Consider the following 13,838-nt stretch of genomic DNA (forward strand, 5'->3'; position numbering starts at 1 on the left):
ACGATCCCTCAATCGGGGACACGAGCCACCGGCCAGGGCCCCGGCGGGGGGTGGCGGAGCCCTGGCGCGCAGGTGGCCGCGCCGTCCGGTGCCCGCGATGTCAGTGGCGGCGGTTACGGTTCCGTCCATGGCTGCCCGTACGAAATCCACCAAGGACCGCCCGTCCTACCGCTGCACGGAGTGCGGCTGGCAGACGGCGAAGTGGCTCGGCCGCTGCCCCGAGTGCCAGGCCTGGGGGACGATCGAGGAGTACGGCACGCCCGCGGTCCGTACGACGACGCCCGGGCGGGTCACCACCTCCGCCCTGCCCATCGGCCAGGTGGACGGCCGTCAGGCCGCCGCCCGCACCACGGGCGTGCCCGAGCTGGACCGCGTGCTCGGCGGCGGGCTGGTCCCGGGCGCGGTGGTGCTGGTCGCGGGCGAGCCCGGCGTCGGCAAGTCGACGCTGCTGCTGGACGTGGCGGCCAAGTCGGCGAGCGACGAGCACCGCACGCTGTACGTGACGGGCGAGGAGTCGGCGAGCCAGGTCCGGCTGCGCGCCGACCGCATCGGCGCCATCGACGACCACCTGTACCTGGCGGCGGAGACGGATCTGGCGGCGGTGCTGGGCCATTTGGACGCGGTGAAGCCGTCGCTGCTGATCATGGACTCGGTGCAGACGGTGGCCTCCCCGGAGATCGACGGCGCGCCCGGCGGCATGGCCCAGGTCCGCGAGGTCGCCGGGGCCCTGATCCGGGCCTCCAAGGAACGCGGCATGTCCACGCTCCTGGTGGGTCACGTCACCAAGGACGGCGCGATCGCGGGCCCGCGCCTGCTGGAGCACCTGGTCGACGTCGTCCTGCACTTCGAGGGCGACCGGCACGCCCGCCTGCGGCTCGTACGCGGCGTCAAGAACCGCTACGGCACCACCGACGAGGTCGGCTGCTTCGAACTGCACGACGAGGGCATCACGGGCCTCGCCGACCCGAGCGGACTTTTCCTGACACGTCGGGCCGAACCGGTCCCGGGCACCTGCCTGACCGTCACCCTGGAGGGCCGCCGCCCCCTGGTCGCCGAGGTCCAGGCGCTCACGGTCGACTCCCAGATCCCCTCCCCGCGCCGCACCACCTCCGGCCTGGAGACCTCCCGCGTCTCGATGATGCTGGCGGTGCTGGAACAGCGGGGCCGGATCAGCGCCTTGGGCAAAAGGGACATCTACTCCGCGACGGTCGGCGGCGTGAAGCTCTCGGAGCCCGCGGCGGACCTGGCGGTCGCCCTCGCCCTGGCGAGCGCCGCGAGTGACACACCTCTCCCCAAGAACCTCGTCGCGATCGGCGAAGTGGGCCTCGCCGGCGAGGTGAGGCGAGTCACGGGCGTGCAGCGCCGCCTGGCCGAAGCCCACCGCCTGGGCTTCACGCACGCCCTGGTACCGGGCGATCCGGGGAAGATCCCGGCGGGCATGAAGGTCCTGGAAGTCGCGGACATAGGGGACGCCCTGCGGGTCCTCCCCCGCTCCCGTCGCAGAGAGGCCCCACGGGACGAGGAGGGTCGCCGGTAGACTTTGCCCTGGTCTCGCCCGTCCGTGCGAACCGAGCGCGCGACACGGGGGCGCCCAGAACCTGCGACCGGAGGAGTGCAGTGGCAGCCAACGACCGGGCATCAGCTCCCGGAAAGTCCGGCGGGAGTGCCGGTACCGATGGCCTGATGCGCGCCTCCCTGAGCGCCGTGGCACCCGGAACCGCCCTCCGCGACGGCCTGGAGCGTGTGCTCCGCGGCAACACCGGCGGTCTCATCGTGCTGGGCTCCGACAAGACGGTCGAGGCGCTGTGCAGCGGCGGTTTCGTACTGGACGTCGAGTTCACGGCGACCCGGCTGCGCGAGCTGTGCAAGCTGGACGGCGGCATCGTGCTGTCCTCGGACCTGTCGAAGATCCTGCGCGCGGGTGTGCAGCTGGTCCCGGACCCGACGATCCCCACGGAGGAGACGGGCACCCGGCACCGCACGGCGGACCGCGTCAGCAAGCAGGTCGGCTTCCCGGTCGTGTCGGTCTCGCAGTCCATGCGCCTGATCGCCCTGTACGTCGACGGCCAGCGCCGGGTCCTGGAGGACTCGGCGGCGATCCTGTCCCGCGCCAACCAGGCCCTCGCGACCCTGGAGCGCTACAAGCTCCGCCTCGACGAGGTCGCGGGCACGCTGTCGGCGCTGGAGATCGAGGACCTGGTCACCGTCCGGGACGTCTCGGCGGTCGCCCAGCGCCTGGAGATGGTGCGCCGTATCGCCACGGAGATCGCCGAGTACGTGGTGGAGCTCGGCACGGACGGCCGGCTGCTCGCCCTCCAGCTGGACGAGCTGATCGCGGGCGTCGAGCCGGAGCGCGAGCTGGTCGTGCGGGACTACGTCCCCGAGCCCACGGCCAAGCGGTCCCGCACGGTCGACGAGGCCCTCGCCGAACTCGACGCGCTCAGCCACGCCGAGCTGCTCGAACTGCCCACGGTGGCCCGCGCGTTGGGTTACACGGGCTCGCCCGAGACGCTGGACTCGGCGGTGTCCCCGCGCGGTTTCCGGCTCCTCGCCAAGGTGCCGCGCCTGCCCGGCGCGATCATCGACCGCCTGGTGGAGCACTTCGGCGGCCTGCAGAAGCTGCTCGCCGCGAGCGTGGACGACCTGCAGACGGTGGACGGCGTGGGCGAGGCCCGGGCGCGCAGCGTGCGCGAGGGGCTGTCGCGGCTGGCGGAGTCGTCGATCCTGGAGCGGTACGTCTGATCGCTTCCACCGGCCGTGGGGGGGGGGGGGGGGGGGGGGGGGGGGGGGGGGGGGCCGCCCCCCCCCCGGGGGGGGGGGGCGGGGGGCGCCCCCCCGGGGGGGGGGCCCCCCCCCCCCCCCCCCCACGGCCCTCGCGCTTCAGTCGGCGGACAGCACGAACGAGGTCTGCACCTTCGCGAAGCCCGGGGCCTTCGCCTCCACCAGGTAGGTGCCGGTCTTCGCCGAACCGGCCGGGGGCGTGGCGCACTCGGGGGCGCTGGGCTTGCGGTCCCACTTGACCACGTAGGTGATGTCGCTGCCCGCCGGCACCCGGTACAGCTGGCGCGCGGCCCCCTTGGGGCAGTCCTCGGAGGACCAGTAGTCGTCGTCGCTGCTCGCCGGCGTGACCGTGAACACCGCGTGCTCCGGCCCGAGATCGATCTTGCAGTCGTTGCCGGAGACGTTCCGCGCGGTGAGCAGGAACGTGGGCGTCTGCTCGGGGTCGTAGGTGTTGTGCCGGCTGCGCAGGCTGAACTTGACCACGCTCGCCGTGCAGTTGGGCAGGGTGGACCCGGCCGGGAGCGTGTCGCCCGCGCCGACGCCGCCCACCGTGCTGCCGCCCCCGGAGCCCCCGCCCGACCCGGCGGATCCGCCGGAGCCCTCGCCGGAACCGTCCCCGGAGCCGTCTCCCGGGCCACCGCCCGCGCCGTCACCGGACCCGTCGCCGTCACCGGAACCGGACGACGAGCCGCCCGAGCCGCCGCCGCCCGACTCGTCGCGTCCGCCGGGGGCCTGGCTGATGGCCGGGCCCGAACTCGACGGGCCGGGCGTGATGGAGGGCGCGGGATTCTTGCCGTTGGCGCCGTTGTCGCCGTCCTTGCCGCCCCCGCCGCCCATGGTCACGATCCAGGTGATCAGCAACGCCAACAGGGCTACCACAGACACGAGTACGACCCTCCGACGCCAGTAGATGGAGGAGGGAAGCGGCCCGACCGGATTGCGCAGAGATCCCACGGCGCAAACCTTACGAGAGAACGGCGCGTTCTCTTGTCCCACCCGCCGCTCGGGGCACAACTTTTCCGGATCATCATTCCGGAACACGCCGTCCCACCCCTGTCTTTCGTCGGGTACGGCACCCGACGATCGCGGGGTGTGACGGTTCCGGCCCGCCGCCTACCGTCCGTGACCATGACGTTCGCCGACACCGCGCTCTACCGCGACATCACCGACTTCGCCCGCGACACCCCGATGTGGGTACGGCAGGCGGCCGGACTGTGGACGGAGGCCGGACTGCTGGTCTTCGCCGCGCTGTTCGCCGCCGTGTGGTGGCGCGCCCGCCGCGACAGTCCGCGGGCGTTCGCGATCGCGGCCCTTGCACCTCTGGCCACGGCAGGGGCGTACGGGTGCGGTGAGGTGCTCAAGTCCCTTGTGGCGGAGGAGCGTCCGTGCCGTGCGGTCGCCGGTGCGGCCGCGGCACGCAGCCCGAGCAGGCCCGTGCCGCCCCCGGACGGAGCGCAACCGCCGCCGGTGGCCAAGTTGTTGACGACGGTGACGAACGTGCCCGCGGGCCGCCGCACCACCGACACGACCACGGGGGCGCCCGGCGCGTGCCGTGCCGCGTTCGTCAACGCCTCCCGGACCACGCGGTACAGCAGCCGCTCGGTGGCCCCGCCGGGCTCCGCTCCCGCCTCCCGCCCGGCGGGCTCGAAGCGCACGGACAGCACCGACTGCGCGGCCCGGGCGACGAGTTGCTCCAAAGTCTCGCCGGCCGGGGCGAGGGGTACGGGCTCGTCGTCCCCGCGCAGCACGCCGATGATCCGGTGCAGCCGGTCCGTGGCGTCCGCGGCGGCCGCGCGCAGGTCGGCCGCCGCGGAGCGGTGCGCGCCGGCGAGTCCGGGGGCGACCTGGAGGGCGCCCGCGCGCAGGGCGACGAGGCTCAGCTCGTGGCCGAGGGAGTCGTGCAAGTCCTGGGCGATCCGGGCCCGTTCGCGCAGCCGGGCGCGTTCCCCGGCATGGCGCTGCTCGTCCTCCAGCCGGGCGGCCCGCAGCCGGCCCGCCTCGGCCGGCTCCCGGCGCTGCCGCCAGTAGCGCCCGCCCAGCCAGGAGAAGACGCAGCCGAACAGCAGCGTGCCCGTCAGGACGAACCATTCGGGCGCGGGGTCGGCCCCGACGAGCGCGATGCGCGCGGTGCCGGCACAGCCGAGGGCGGTGAAGCACAGCACGGCGGGACGCGCCCGGGCCGCCCGGAGCCTGAGCAGCAGTGCGAACACGCCGAGGGCGGGGCCGTAGGAGACGTTGAACAGGGCGGGGGCGGGGGCGAGACTCACGGTGGCCGCGAGCCCGAAGGCCGCCAGGGGGGCGCGGCGCGCCGACCCGGCCGCGACGGCCGGCGCGGCCACGCCGGCGGCCTGCTGCCAGGCCGGCCGGGGCTCGTTCAGCCCGAGCCGGTCCGCGGTGAGCGCGGGCAGGGCGAGGACGGCCCAGAGCAGGGCGCCCGGGCGACGGAGGCCGGGCGAGGACGTTCCATGCCGCCGACGCCACAAGCGGCGGGCCGGGCGGCACTGCTGCCGATCGTCGGGTACCGGACCGCTGCGCCGGTGGCGACGTGCCCGCGACGGCGCCGGTGCGTGGCACCATCGGAAGGCCATGACTGCTCCCACGAAGCCCGCGCACCCCGCCCCCGCCGAGACCCCCGCCGCCCCCGCCTCCGGTCCGCCCGGCCGGGACCTGCACGCCCCCGTCATCGACTGGTTCGACGAGAACGCCCGTGACCTGCCCTGGCGGCGCCCCGAGGCCGGGGCGTGGGGCGTGATGGTCAGTGAGTTCATGCTCCAGCAGACGCCGGTCAGCCGCGTCCTGCCCGTCTACGAGCAGTGGCTGGCCCGCTGGCCGCGCCCCGCCGACCTGGCCAAGGAGGCGCCCGGCGAGGCCGTCCGCGCCTGGGGCCGGCTGGGCTACCCGCGCCGCGCGCTGCGGCTGCACGGCGCCGCGGTGGCGATAACGGAACGGCACGGCGGGGACGTACCGGCCGACCACGCCCAGCTGCTGGCGCTGCCCGGCATCGGCGAGTACACGGCGGCGGCCGTCGCCTCCTTCGCCTACGGGCAGCGCCACCCGGTGCTCGACACCAACGTGCGCCGGGTCCTGGCCCGCGCGGTCACCGGCGTGCAGTACCCGCCCAACGCCACGACCGCCGCGGAGCGGAAGCTGGCCCGTGCGCTGTTGCCCGACGACGAGCCGACCGCCGCGCGCTGGGCCGCCGCCTCCATGGAGCTGGGCGCGCTGGTGTGCACGGCGAAGAGCGAGGCGTGCCACCGCTGCCCGATCGCCGCGCAGTGCGCGTGGCGGCTGGCGGGCAAGCCGGAGCACGACGGCCCGCCGCGCCGGGGCCAGACGTACGCGGGCACCGACCGGCAGGTGCGCGGGCGGCTGCTGGCCGTGTTGCGGGAGGCTCCCGGGCCGGTGCCGCAGGCCGTCCTGGACCGGGTGTGGCACGAGCCGGTGCAGCGGGCCCGCGCCCTGGACGGGCTCGTCGCCGACGGTCTGGTGGAGCCGCTGGCGAACGGGCTGTACCGGCTGCCGATGACCTGACGCGCAGGAACGTCGGCCTGACGCACAGGAACGTCACGGTCGCCGCCCTGCCGTCACCGCTCCCACACCCAGGGCAAATCACCCCATACCCTCCCCAACAGGCCTATGGGTTTACCCCGTTCCGACATCCGTTACACAACCGACGGACAGCCGAGCGCTGGCCGCAGGCTGCTTCGGACAGCGCCGTGACAACGCCTCCGTACCTTCGGATGCGTTCCCGGAAGAACCGGGGACGACTGAGGACCACAGGCAGTGCACGGGCGGCGGGGAGCCGGCCCGGAACGGGGAAACGGGAGGCGGTTCACCATGGCGCAGGGCGAGGTGCTCGAGTTCGAGGAGTACGTCCGCACCCGGCAGGACGCGTTGCTGCGCAGCGCCCGCCGCCTGGTCCCGGACCCGACGGACGCGCAGGACCTGCTGCAGACGGCACTGGTGCGCACCTACGGCCGCTGGGAGACCATCGAGGACAAGCGGCTGGCCGACGCCTACCTGCGCCGGGTGATGATCAACACCCGGACGGAGTGGTGGCGGGCCCGCAAGCTGGAGGAGGTGCCCACCGAGCAGCTCCCGGACGCCTCGGTCGACGACTCCACCGAGCAGCACGCCGACCGCGCCCTGCTGATGGACATCCTGAGGGTGCTCGCCCCGAAGCAGCGCAGTGTCGTGGTGCTGCGACACTGGGAGCAGATGTCCACGGAGGAGACGGCCGCCGCCCTCGGCATGTCGGCCGGAACGGTCAAGAGCACGCTGCACCGGGCGCTCGCCCGGCTCCGCGAGGAGCTGGAGTCCCGCGATCTGGACGCACGCGCGCTGGAGCGTGAGGAGCGGGAGCGGTGCGCGGCCTGACCGGTGAGGGTTCCGCGGGGAACCGGGGCGGCATCCAGGCGGTGATCACGGCACTGGCCGTGTTCGCCGCCCTCGCCCTTTTCGCCTCCTCGTGTGCCGCCGGCGGCACCGGCGCCCGGGACGAGGGCCCGGCCCACTCCGACGCCGTGGCGGGCGCCGCCGCCGCCACGCCGACCGCGGCCCCGTCGCGGACGCCCGACACCGTGGACGCGGTCCGGCTCGTCAAGGACGACCCGAAGGTCGCGCCGGAGGTCAAGCGGGACCTGAAGCCGTGCGTGGCCGACGAGTACCCCGTCGACGTCTCCTACGGGAAGCTGACCGGCGGCTCCGCCGACGACGTCGTCGTCAACGTGCTGACCTGCGGTGACGCGGTGGGTGTGGGCAGTTATGTGTATCGCGAGCAGGGCGGCTCGTACCAGAATGTGTTCAAGGCCGAGGAGCCCCCGGTCTACGCGGAGATCGACCGCGGCGACCTCGTGGTGACCAAACAGGTGTACGACAAGGGTGACCCGGTGTCGAGTCCCTCCGGGGAGAACGTGATCACGTACCGCTGGTCGTCGGGCCGGTTCGACGAGGAGTACCGCACGCACAACGACTACGGGAAGGTCGTCGGCGACACCCCGTCGCCGGTGCCCGCGAGCTGACGCCGCCGGACAGCCGCGTGAACCGTTCGGGCGCCCCGGGCCGATCACCCGGTGAACGCGGCGCCCGTCCCGCGCGTCACAGCGAAGAGAACGCACCCCACGAACCACTGAAGGACAGAGAGCACCGGGATGGCAGACCAGACCCACGTCCTGTTCGTCGAGGACGACGACGTCATCCGCGAGGCCACGCAGCTCGCCCTGGAACGGGACGGCTTCGCGGTCACCGCGATGCCCGACGGGCTGTCGGGCCTGGAGGCGTTCCGAGCCGACCGCCCCGACATCGCGCTGCTCGACGTGATGGTCCCCGGCCTGGACGGGGTCAGCCTGTGCCGCCGCATCCGCGACGAGTCGACCGTGCCGGTGATCATGCTGTCGGCGCGGGCCGACTCCATCGACGTGGTGCTGGGCCTGGAGGCGGGCGCCGACGACTACGTGACCAAGCCGTTCGACGGTGCCGTGCTGGTCGCCCGGATCCGCGCGGTGCTGCGGCGGTTCGGGCACGCGGGCGGGGACCGCGGCGAGGAGCGGGCCGCCCCGGCCGACGGCGGGGTGCTGACCTTCGGGGACCTGGAGGTCGACACCGAGGGCATGGAGGTCCGCCGCGCCGGCCGGCCGGTGGCGCTGACGCCGACCGAGATGCGGCTGCTGCTGGAGTTCTCCTCGGCGCCCGGCACGGTCCTGTCCCGGGACAAGCTGCTGGAGCGGGTGTGGGACTACGGCTGGGGCGGGGACACCCGGGTCGTCGACGTGCACGTGCAGCGGCTGCGGCAGAAGATCGGCCAGGACCGGATCGAGACGGTCCGGGGTTTCGGCTACAAGTTGAAGGCCTGAGCGGGATATGAGGGGGCACTTCCGGCGCCTGGTCGCCACGGGCCTGGAGCGGGCGGGCATCCGCACGGGCCTGAGATGGAAGCTGAGCGCGGCCATCGCGCTGGTGGGGGCTCTGGTGGCGATCGCGCTGAGCCTGGTCGTGCACAACGCGGCGCGGGTGTCGATGCTGGACAATGCGCGCGACCTCGCCGACGAACGGATCATGATCGCCCAGCGCAACTTCGAGCTGTCGGGGCGGATGAACTTCCCCAACACCAAGATCGACGATCCGAACCTCCCGGAGGAGCTGCGCGACCGCGTCGAGGCCGGCCAGCGGGCCACCTACGTGGCGGACCGGCCCGGTGACGCGCCGGACATATGGGCCGCGGTGCCGCTGAAGAACGGGCACGTGATGTCCCTGCACTCGGGCTTCACGGACCGCAGCTCGGACATCCTGAAGGACCTCGACCAGGCCCTGGTGATCGGCTCCATCGCCGTCGTCCTCGGCGGCAGCGCGCTCGGCGTGCTCATCGGCGGGCACCTGTCGCGGCGGCTGCGCAAGGCGGCCGTCGCGGCCAATCAGCTCGCGGGCGGCGAGACGGACGTGCGGGTGCGGGACGCCATGGGCGGGGTCGTCCGGGACGAGACCGACGACCTGGCGAGCGCGGTGGACGCCATGGCGGACGCCCTGCGCCAGCGCATCGAGGCCGAGCGGCGGGTCACCGCCGACATCGCGCACGAACTGCGCACCCCGGTGACCGGGCTGCTGACCGCCGCCGAGCTGCTGCCGCCCGGCCGCCCGACCGAGCTGGTGCTGGACCGGGCCAAGGCCATGCGCACGCTCGTGGAGGACGTGCTGGAGGTGGCCCGTCTGGACGGCGCCTCGGAGCGGGCGGAGCTGCAGGACATCATGCTGGGCGAGTTCGTCGCCCGGCGGGTGGCGGCCAAGGACCCGGACACCGAGGTGCGGATCGTGCACGAGTCGGAGGTCACCACCGACCCGCGGCGCCTGGAGCGCGTGCTGTTCAACCTGCTGGCCAACGCGGCCCGGCACGGCAAGCCGCCCGTGCAGGTCACCGTCGAGGGCCGGGTCATCCGGGTCCGCGACCACGGCCCGGGCTTCCCGGAGCACCTGCTCGCCGAGGGCCCGAGCCGCTTCCGCACCGGCAGCAAGGACCGGGCCGGGCACGGGCACGGCCTGGGCCTGACCATCGCGGCCGGGCAGGCCCGGGTGCTGGGCGCCCGGCTGACCTTCCGCAACGTCCGCACGCCGGGCGCGCCGGAGGGCGTGCCGGCCGAGGGCGCGGTGGCGGTGCTGTGGCTGCCGGAACACGCGCCGACGAACACGGGCAGCTACCCGATGCTGCCGGCGTCGTAGACCGCGCCGGTCAGCAGGACCAGTCCTGGTCCATGTCCAGGCCGCCCTCGCGGGGCTGGGTGAACGAGAACCAGTTGCCGGAGTCGTCGCGGAACAGCGCCTCCGTGCCGTACGGGCGCTCCTGCGGCTCCTGGAGGAACTCCACGCCCCGGTCCTTGAGCTTCTCGTAGTCGCCGTGGATGTCGTCGGTGGTCAGCACGCCCGCGCCGAGCGCCCCCTTGGTCACCAGCTTCCTGAGCATCTCGGCGGACTCGGGGTCCATCGCGGGCCCGCCGGGCACCATCAGCGTCAGCTCGACGTCGGGCTGGTTCGGCGAGCCGACCGTGAGCCAGCGCATGCCGCCCTCGCCCATGGTGAGGTCCGTACGGACCTCGAGGCCCAGCTTCTGCGTGTAGAACTCCTTGGCCCGGTCCTGGTCGAGGACCCAGACGGTCGAGATGGCGAGACCCTTGATCATGGCGTGCTCCTGCTGCTTCGCGGCCGGTCGGTGCGTGCCCTGCCACCGTAGGCAGCGGAGGTGTCAGCGCGCTTCTCCGGAATTGCGCTGCTCGTCGGCGCGGGCCGGTGCCGGGGCGGAGCGGAAGCCGCCGGCCCAGAGCATGGCGTAGCAGCCGGGGATGAGGGCGGCTCCGCGGCCGACGTGCCGGGACCGGTACGCGCTGGGCGACAGGCCCGTCCACGCCTTGAAGCGGGCCGAGAACGTGCCGACGCTGCTGAAGCCGACCAGGTGGCAGATCTCCGTCACCGACAGGTTCGCCGTGCGCAGCAGGTCCTCGGCCCGCTCGATCCGGCGGTGCGTGAGGTACTGGCCGGGGGTCTCGCCGTACGCCTCCTTGAAGGCGCGGATGAAGTGATACCGCGAGTACCCGGCGTGCGCGGCGACGGTGTCCAGGTCGAGCCCGGGGTCGGCCCAGTCCCGGTCCATGGCGTCCTTGGCGAGCCGGACCTGCCGCATCCTGTCCATGCGACCGATGGTGGCACGGGGGTGTGACAGCGGCCGTTTCCCCGGGCGCACGGGGTCCCGCCAGCGGCCGGGCGCCCGGGGATCCGACAGCGGCCGGGGCGTACGAAGCCGGCGGACGCCCGGAGATTCGACAGCGCCGGGGCGTACGGGGGCCGGCCGGACGCACGACAATCCGACAACGGCCAGCCGCACGAGGACCAGCCGGACGCACGGGAATCCGACAACGGCCGGACCCACAAGGGTCGGCCGGGCGCACGAGTGCCGGCCCGGCGCACGCCGCACCGGCGCGACCGCCGGGTCCCCGAGCACCCGGCGACACCCGCCCGTCCCCGGGTGCGCCGGAACGGCGGGGGCACGGCCGAACCCCCGGGGCCGGGGCCCCGGGGGCTCGTGGGGGTGAGCCGCTGTGCCGGTCGGCGTGCGGGCGTCGCCCTGCTGAGCCGCGCCGGTCAGACCGACTCGGCCACCGGTGTGCGGGCCGTCGCCGGGCCCTCCGGCCCGGCGTCCCCCGCCGCCTTCGGGCCCGCTCCCTTCAGCGGCACCTCCTTCACGAACACCGCCGCCGCGAGGGCCAGGACCGCCACCGCGGCTCCGAGCAGGAACGCCGAGTGCGTACCGGCGGCGACCGCGTGCTGGTAGGCCTCGCGGGCCGCCTCCGGCAGCTTGGCCAGGCTCGCCTGGTCCAGCTGGGCGGACTGCTCGGTCACCTTCGAGCCCAGCGCCCCGGCCCGCTCGGCCATGACGTCCTGGACGCGGTGGTTGAACAGCGCGCCCATGATCGCCACGCCGAAGGAGGAACCGAGCGTGCGGAAGAGGGTGGTGGACGAGGACGCGACGCCCATGTCCTTCATCTCCACGCTGTTCTGCGCGACGAGCATGGTGATCTGCATCAGGCAGCCCATGCCGAGGCCGACCACGGCCATGAAGACACCGGAGGTGAACCGCGAGGTCCCCGTGTCCATCGTGGACAGCAGGTACAGGCCGACCACCATCAGCGCGCTGCCGAGCACCGGGAAGATCTTGTACTTGCCGGTGTTCGTGGTCACCCGCCCGGCGACCATCGAGGTCACCAGCATCGCGCCGAGCATCGGCAGCAGCAGCAGCCCGGAGTTGGTCGCGGAGGCGCCCTGCACGGCCTGCTGGTAGAAGGGGAGGAACAGCGTGGCGCCGAACATCACGAAGCCCGTGATGAAGCCGATGACCGACATCAGCGTGAAGTTCCGGCTGCGGAAGATGTGCAGCGGCAGGACCGGCTCCGCGGCCCGCGTCTGCCAGAACACGAACCCGACGAGCGCGGCGACGCCGATGCCGATCAGCTCCATGATCCGCGCCGAGGACCAGGCGTACTCGGTCCCGCCCCAGGTCGTGACCAGCACGATCGCGGTGATGCCGACGGTCAGCAGCACGGCGCCCAGATAGTCGATCCGCGCCTGCGCCCGCTTCTTCGGCAGGTGCAGCACGGCGCTCACGGCGACCAGCGCCACCACGCCGAGCGGCAGGTTGATGTAGAACGCCCAGCGCCAGCCCCAGTTGTCGGTGATCGTGCCGCCGACCAGCGGGCCGCCGATCATCGCCAGCGCCATGACGCCGGCCATCATGCCCTGGTACTTGCCGCGCTCCCGGGGCGGGATCAGGTCGCCGATGATCGCCATGACGCCGACCATCAGACCGCCGGCGCCCAGGCCCTGGATCGCCCGGAAGCCGATGAGCTGTCCCATGTCCTGGGCCATGCCGCTGAGCGCCGAGCCGATCAGGAACAGGACGATCGACGACATGAACGTGCCCTTGCGGCCGTACATGTCGCCGAGCTTGCCCCACAGCGGGGTGGAGGCGGCGGTGGCGAGCGTGTACGAGGTGACGACCCACGAGAGGTGTTCGAGCCCGCCCAGCTCACCGACGATCGTCGGCATCGCCGTACCGATGATCATGTTGTCGAGCATCGCGAGCATCATCGCGATCATCAGCGCGAGGAGCACGACCCGCACGCTCCTGGGTTTCCTCCCCCCGGCGTCGGCGTCCCTGGGCGCGGCCGCCGCCGTCGTGTCCGTTGTGTCCGCCATCGCTTCCCACTCCCCCAGCTACCGCTACTTACTTGCCGACCGGCTAGTGACTACACTCGGAAGCTAGCCGCGGAACTAGCCGGGCGTCAAGTAAGTTTTCTGGAAAGCGAGCGGCGTAGGAGGATGGGCGGCACCATGGACGGCACCAGGCAGCGGCGCCGCGGGGACACCCGCCGGCGCATCCAGGACGTGGCCCTCGAACTCTTCGCGGAGCAGGGCTACGAGAAGACGTCCCTGCGCGAGATCGCCGAGCACCTGGACGTCACCAAGGCGGCGCTCTACTACCACTTCAAGACGAAGGAAGAGATCCTCGTCAGCATCTTCGAGGACCTCACGCAGCCGATCGAGGACCTGATCGACTGGGGCCGGCGCCAGCCGCACACGCTCCGGACCAAGCAGGAGATCATCCGCCGCTACGCCGACACGCTCGCCCAGGCGGCGCCGCTGTTCCGCTTCATGCACGACAACCAGGCCTCGGTACGGGACCTGCGCATCGGCGAGTCCTTCAAGGCGCGCGTGCACAGTCTGCGCGACATCATCGTCGACCCGGACGCGGACCTGGTCGACCAGGTGCGCTGCGCCAGCGCGATCTTCACGCTGCACGCCGGGATGTTCCTGCTCCAGGACGTGGGAGACGACCCCGAGGAACGGCACAGGGCCGTCCTCGAGGTCGCCACGGACCTGGTGACCCAGGCCCACCGGGGAGCCAGAAGCTCCTAGGTGTATTGGCCCGCAGCGTTGTTCACGCGGCTGATCGGTGGGTGGCCGCCGAGTGCGGTGTGGCAGCGGTGGTGGTTGTAGGTGTGCAGGAAGTCTGCCAGGGC

The 13,838-nt window shown here is 73.2% G+C and carries 12 protein-coding genes and 3 pseudogenes; 9 read left to right on the forward strand and 6 right to left on the reverse strand.

Annotated elements, in window-relative coordinates; all coding sequences use genetic code 11:
• Nucleotides 1-127 precede the first annotated feature (127 nt).
• On the forward strand, nt 128-1,537 hold the full coding sequence (gene radA / locus ACIGAN_RS35340; protein WP_365091462.1) for a DNA repair protein RadA: 1,410 nt from the start codon (nt 128-130) through the stop codon (nt 1,535-1,537).
• Between the two features lie 80 nt (nt 1,538-1,617).
• Nucleotides 1,618-2,742 (forward strand): DNA integrity scanning diadenylate cyclase DisA, encoded by a 1,125-nt coding sequence (gene disA, locus ACIGAN_RS35345; RefSeq protein WP_311689073.1) that lies wholly within the window; start codon nt 1,618-1,620, stop codon nt 2,740-2,742.
• A gap of 138 nt (nt 2,743-2,880) precedes the next feature.
• Here disA and ACIGAN_RS35350 read toward each other — a convergent pair whose 3' ends face one another.
• Nucleotides 2,881-3,735 (reverse strand): hypothetical protein, encoded by an 855-nt coding sequence (locus tag ACIGAN_RS35350; protein WP_399863628.1) that lies wholly within the window; start codon nt 3,733-3,735, stop codon nt 2,881-2,883.
• 174 nt (nt 3,736-3,909) lie between these two features.
• Between ACIGAN_RS35350 and ACIGAN_RS35355 the strand changes: the two are divergent.
• Nucleotides 3,910-4,215, forward strand: a pseudogene (locus tag ACIGAN_RS35355) (hypothetical protein); the annotation flags it as partial.
• 359 nt (nt 4,216-4,574) lie between these two features.
• Here ACIGAN_RS35355 and ACIGAN_RS35360 read toward each other — a convergent pair.
• Nucleotides 4,575-5,465, reverse strand: a pseudogene (locus ACIGAN_RS35360) (histidine kinase); the annotation flags it as partial.
• Between ACIGAN_RS35360 and ACIGAN_RS35365 the strand changes: the two are divergent.
• The 5 genes from ACIGAN_RS35365 (at nt 5,368) to cseC (ending at nt 9,990) form a co-directional block, all read left to right on the forward strand.
• On the forward strand, nt 5,368-6,312 hold the full coding sequence (locus tag ACIGAN_RS35365; RefSeq protein ID WP_365742191.1) for an A/G-specific adenine glycosylase: 945 nt from the start codon (nt 5,368-5,370) through the stop codon (nt 6,310-6,312). The pseudogene ACIGAN_RS35360 and the gene ACIGAN_RS35365 overlap by 98 nt on opposite strands.
• A 306-nt stretch (nt 6,313-6,618) precedes the next feature.
• A complete protein-coding gene (locus ACIGAN_RS35370) occupies nt 6,619-7,158 on the forward strand; it encodes a SigE family RNA polymerase sigma factor (RefSeq protein ID WP_311689083.1) in 540 nt (179 codons plus the stop codon).
• Nucleotides 7,146-7,802 (forward strand): hypothetical protein, encoded by a 657-nt coding sequence (locus tag ACIGAN_RS35375; RefSeq protein WP_399863630.1) that lies wholly within the window; start codon nt 7,146-7,148, stop codon nt 7,800-7,802. The genes ACIGAN_RS35370 and ACIGAN_RS35375 overlap by 13 nt, the downstream gene beginning before the upstream one ends.
• A 129-nt stretch (nt 7,803-7,931) precedes the next feature.
• Nucleotides 7,932-8,633, forward strand: a complete 702-nt coding sequence (gene cseB, locus ACIGAN_RS35380; protein WP_365091472.1) for a two-component system response regulator CseB — start codon at nt 7,932-7,934, stop codon at nt 8,631-8,633.
• Between the two features lie 7 nt (nt 8,634-8,640).
• A complete protein-coding gene (gene cseC / locus ACIGAN_RS35385) occupies nt 8,641-9,990 on the forward strand; it encodes a two-component system sensor histidine kinase CseC (protein ID WP_365091474.1) in 1,350 nt (449 codons plus the stop codon).
• A 10-nt stretch (nt 9,991-10,000) separates the two neighbouring features.
• On the opposite strand, the gene ACIGAN_RS35390 is transcribed toward cseC, so the two are convergent.
• From ACIGAN_RS35390 to ACIGAN_RS35400, 3 genes are all read right to left on the reverse strand, one after another.
• Nucleotides 10,001-10,447 carry a VOC family protein gene (locus ACIGAN_RS35390; RefSeq protein ID WP_365091477.1) on the reverse strand — a complete coding sequence of 149 codons (447 nt, stop codon included), beginning with the start codon at nt 10,445-10,447 and terminating at the stop codon, nt 10,001-10,003.
• A gap of 63 nt (nt 10,448-10,510) precedes the next feature.
• A complete protein-coding gene (locus ACIGAN_RS35395; protein WP_399863633.1) occupies nt 10,511-10,954 on the reverse strand; it encodes a helix-turn-helix transcriptional regulator in 444 nt (147 codons plus the stop codon).
• 449 nt (nt 10,955-11,403) lie between these two features.
• Entirely contained in the window at nt 11,404-13,014 is a 1,611-nt protein-coding gene (locus ACIGAN_RS35400; RefSeq protein ID WP_399863635.1) for an MDR family MFS transporter, read from the reverse strand.
• A 123-nt stretch (nt 13,015-13,137) separates the two neighbouring features.
• Here ACIGAN_RS35400 and ACIGAN_RS35405 point away from each other — a divergent pair, with 123 nt between their 5' ends.
• Complete coding sequence (locus tag ACIGAN_RS35405) at nt 13,138-13,734, forward strand: TetR/AcrR family transcriptional regulator (RefSeq protein WP_365091482.1); 597 nt, start codon at nt 13,138-13,140, stop codon at nt 13,732-13,734.
• Here the strand turns inward: ACIGAN_RS35405 and ACIGAN_RS35410 are convergent.
• Nucleotides 13,731-13,838 (reverse strand): annotated as a pseudogene (locus ACIGAN_RS35410) (IS481 family transposase); the annotation flags it as partial. The gene ACIGAN_RS35405 and the pseudogene ACIGAN_RS35410 sit on opposite strands and share 4 nt — an antisense overlap.

The sequence above is a fragment of the Streptomyces sp. NPDC085931 genome, assembly GCF_044540565.1.
Taxonomy (GTDB): Bacteria; Actinomycetota; Actinomycetes; order Streptomycetales; family Streptomycetaceae; genus Streptomyces.

Excerpts from the sequence above, each read along its gene's own strand:
- radA (WP_365091462.1), top strand. The coding sequence starts at position 128 with ATGGCTGCCCGTACGAAATCCACCAAGGACCGCCCGTCCTACCGCTGC.
- ACIGAN_RS35365 (WP_365742191.1), top strand. The coding sequence starts at position 5,368 with ATGACTGCTCCCACGAAGCCCGCGCACCCCGCCCCCGCCGAGACCCCC.
- ACIGAN_RS35370 (WP_311689083.1), top strand. The coding sequence starts at position 6,619 with ATGGCGCAGGGCGAGGTGCTCGAGTTCGAGGAGTACGTCCGCACCCGG.
- cseB (WP_365091472.1), top strand. The coding sequence starts at position 7,932 with ATGGCAGACCAGACCCACGTCCTGTTCGTCGAGGACGACGACGTCATC.
- cseC (WP_365091474.1), top strand. The coding sequence starts at position 8,641 with ATGAGGGGGCACTTCCGGCGCCTGGTCGCCACGGGCCTGGAGCGGGCG.
- ACIGAN_RS35390 (WP_365091477.1), bottom strand. The coding sequence starts at position 10,447 with ATGATCAAGGGTCTCGCCATCTCGACCGTCTGGGTCCTCGACCAGGAC.
- ACIGAN_RS35395 (WP_399863633.1), bottom strand. The coding sequence starts at position 10,954 with ATGGACAGGATGCGGCAGGTCCGGCTCGCCAAGGACGCCATGGACCGG.
- ACIGAN_RS35400 (WP_399863635.1), bottom strand. The coding sequence starts at position 13,014 with ATGGCGGACACAACGGACACGACGGCGGCGGCCGCGCCCAGGGACGCC.
- ACIGAN_RS35405 (WP_365091482.1), top strand. The coding sequence starts at position 13,138 with ATGGGCGGCACCATGGACGGCACCAGGCAGCGGCGCCGCGGGGACACC.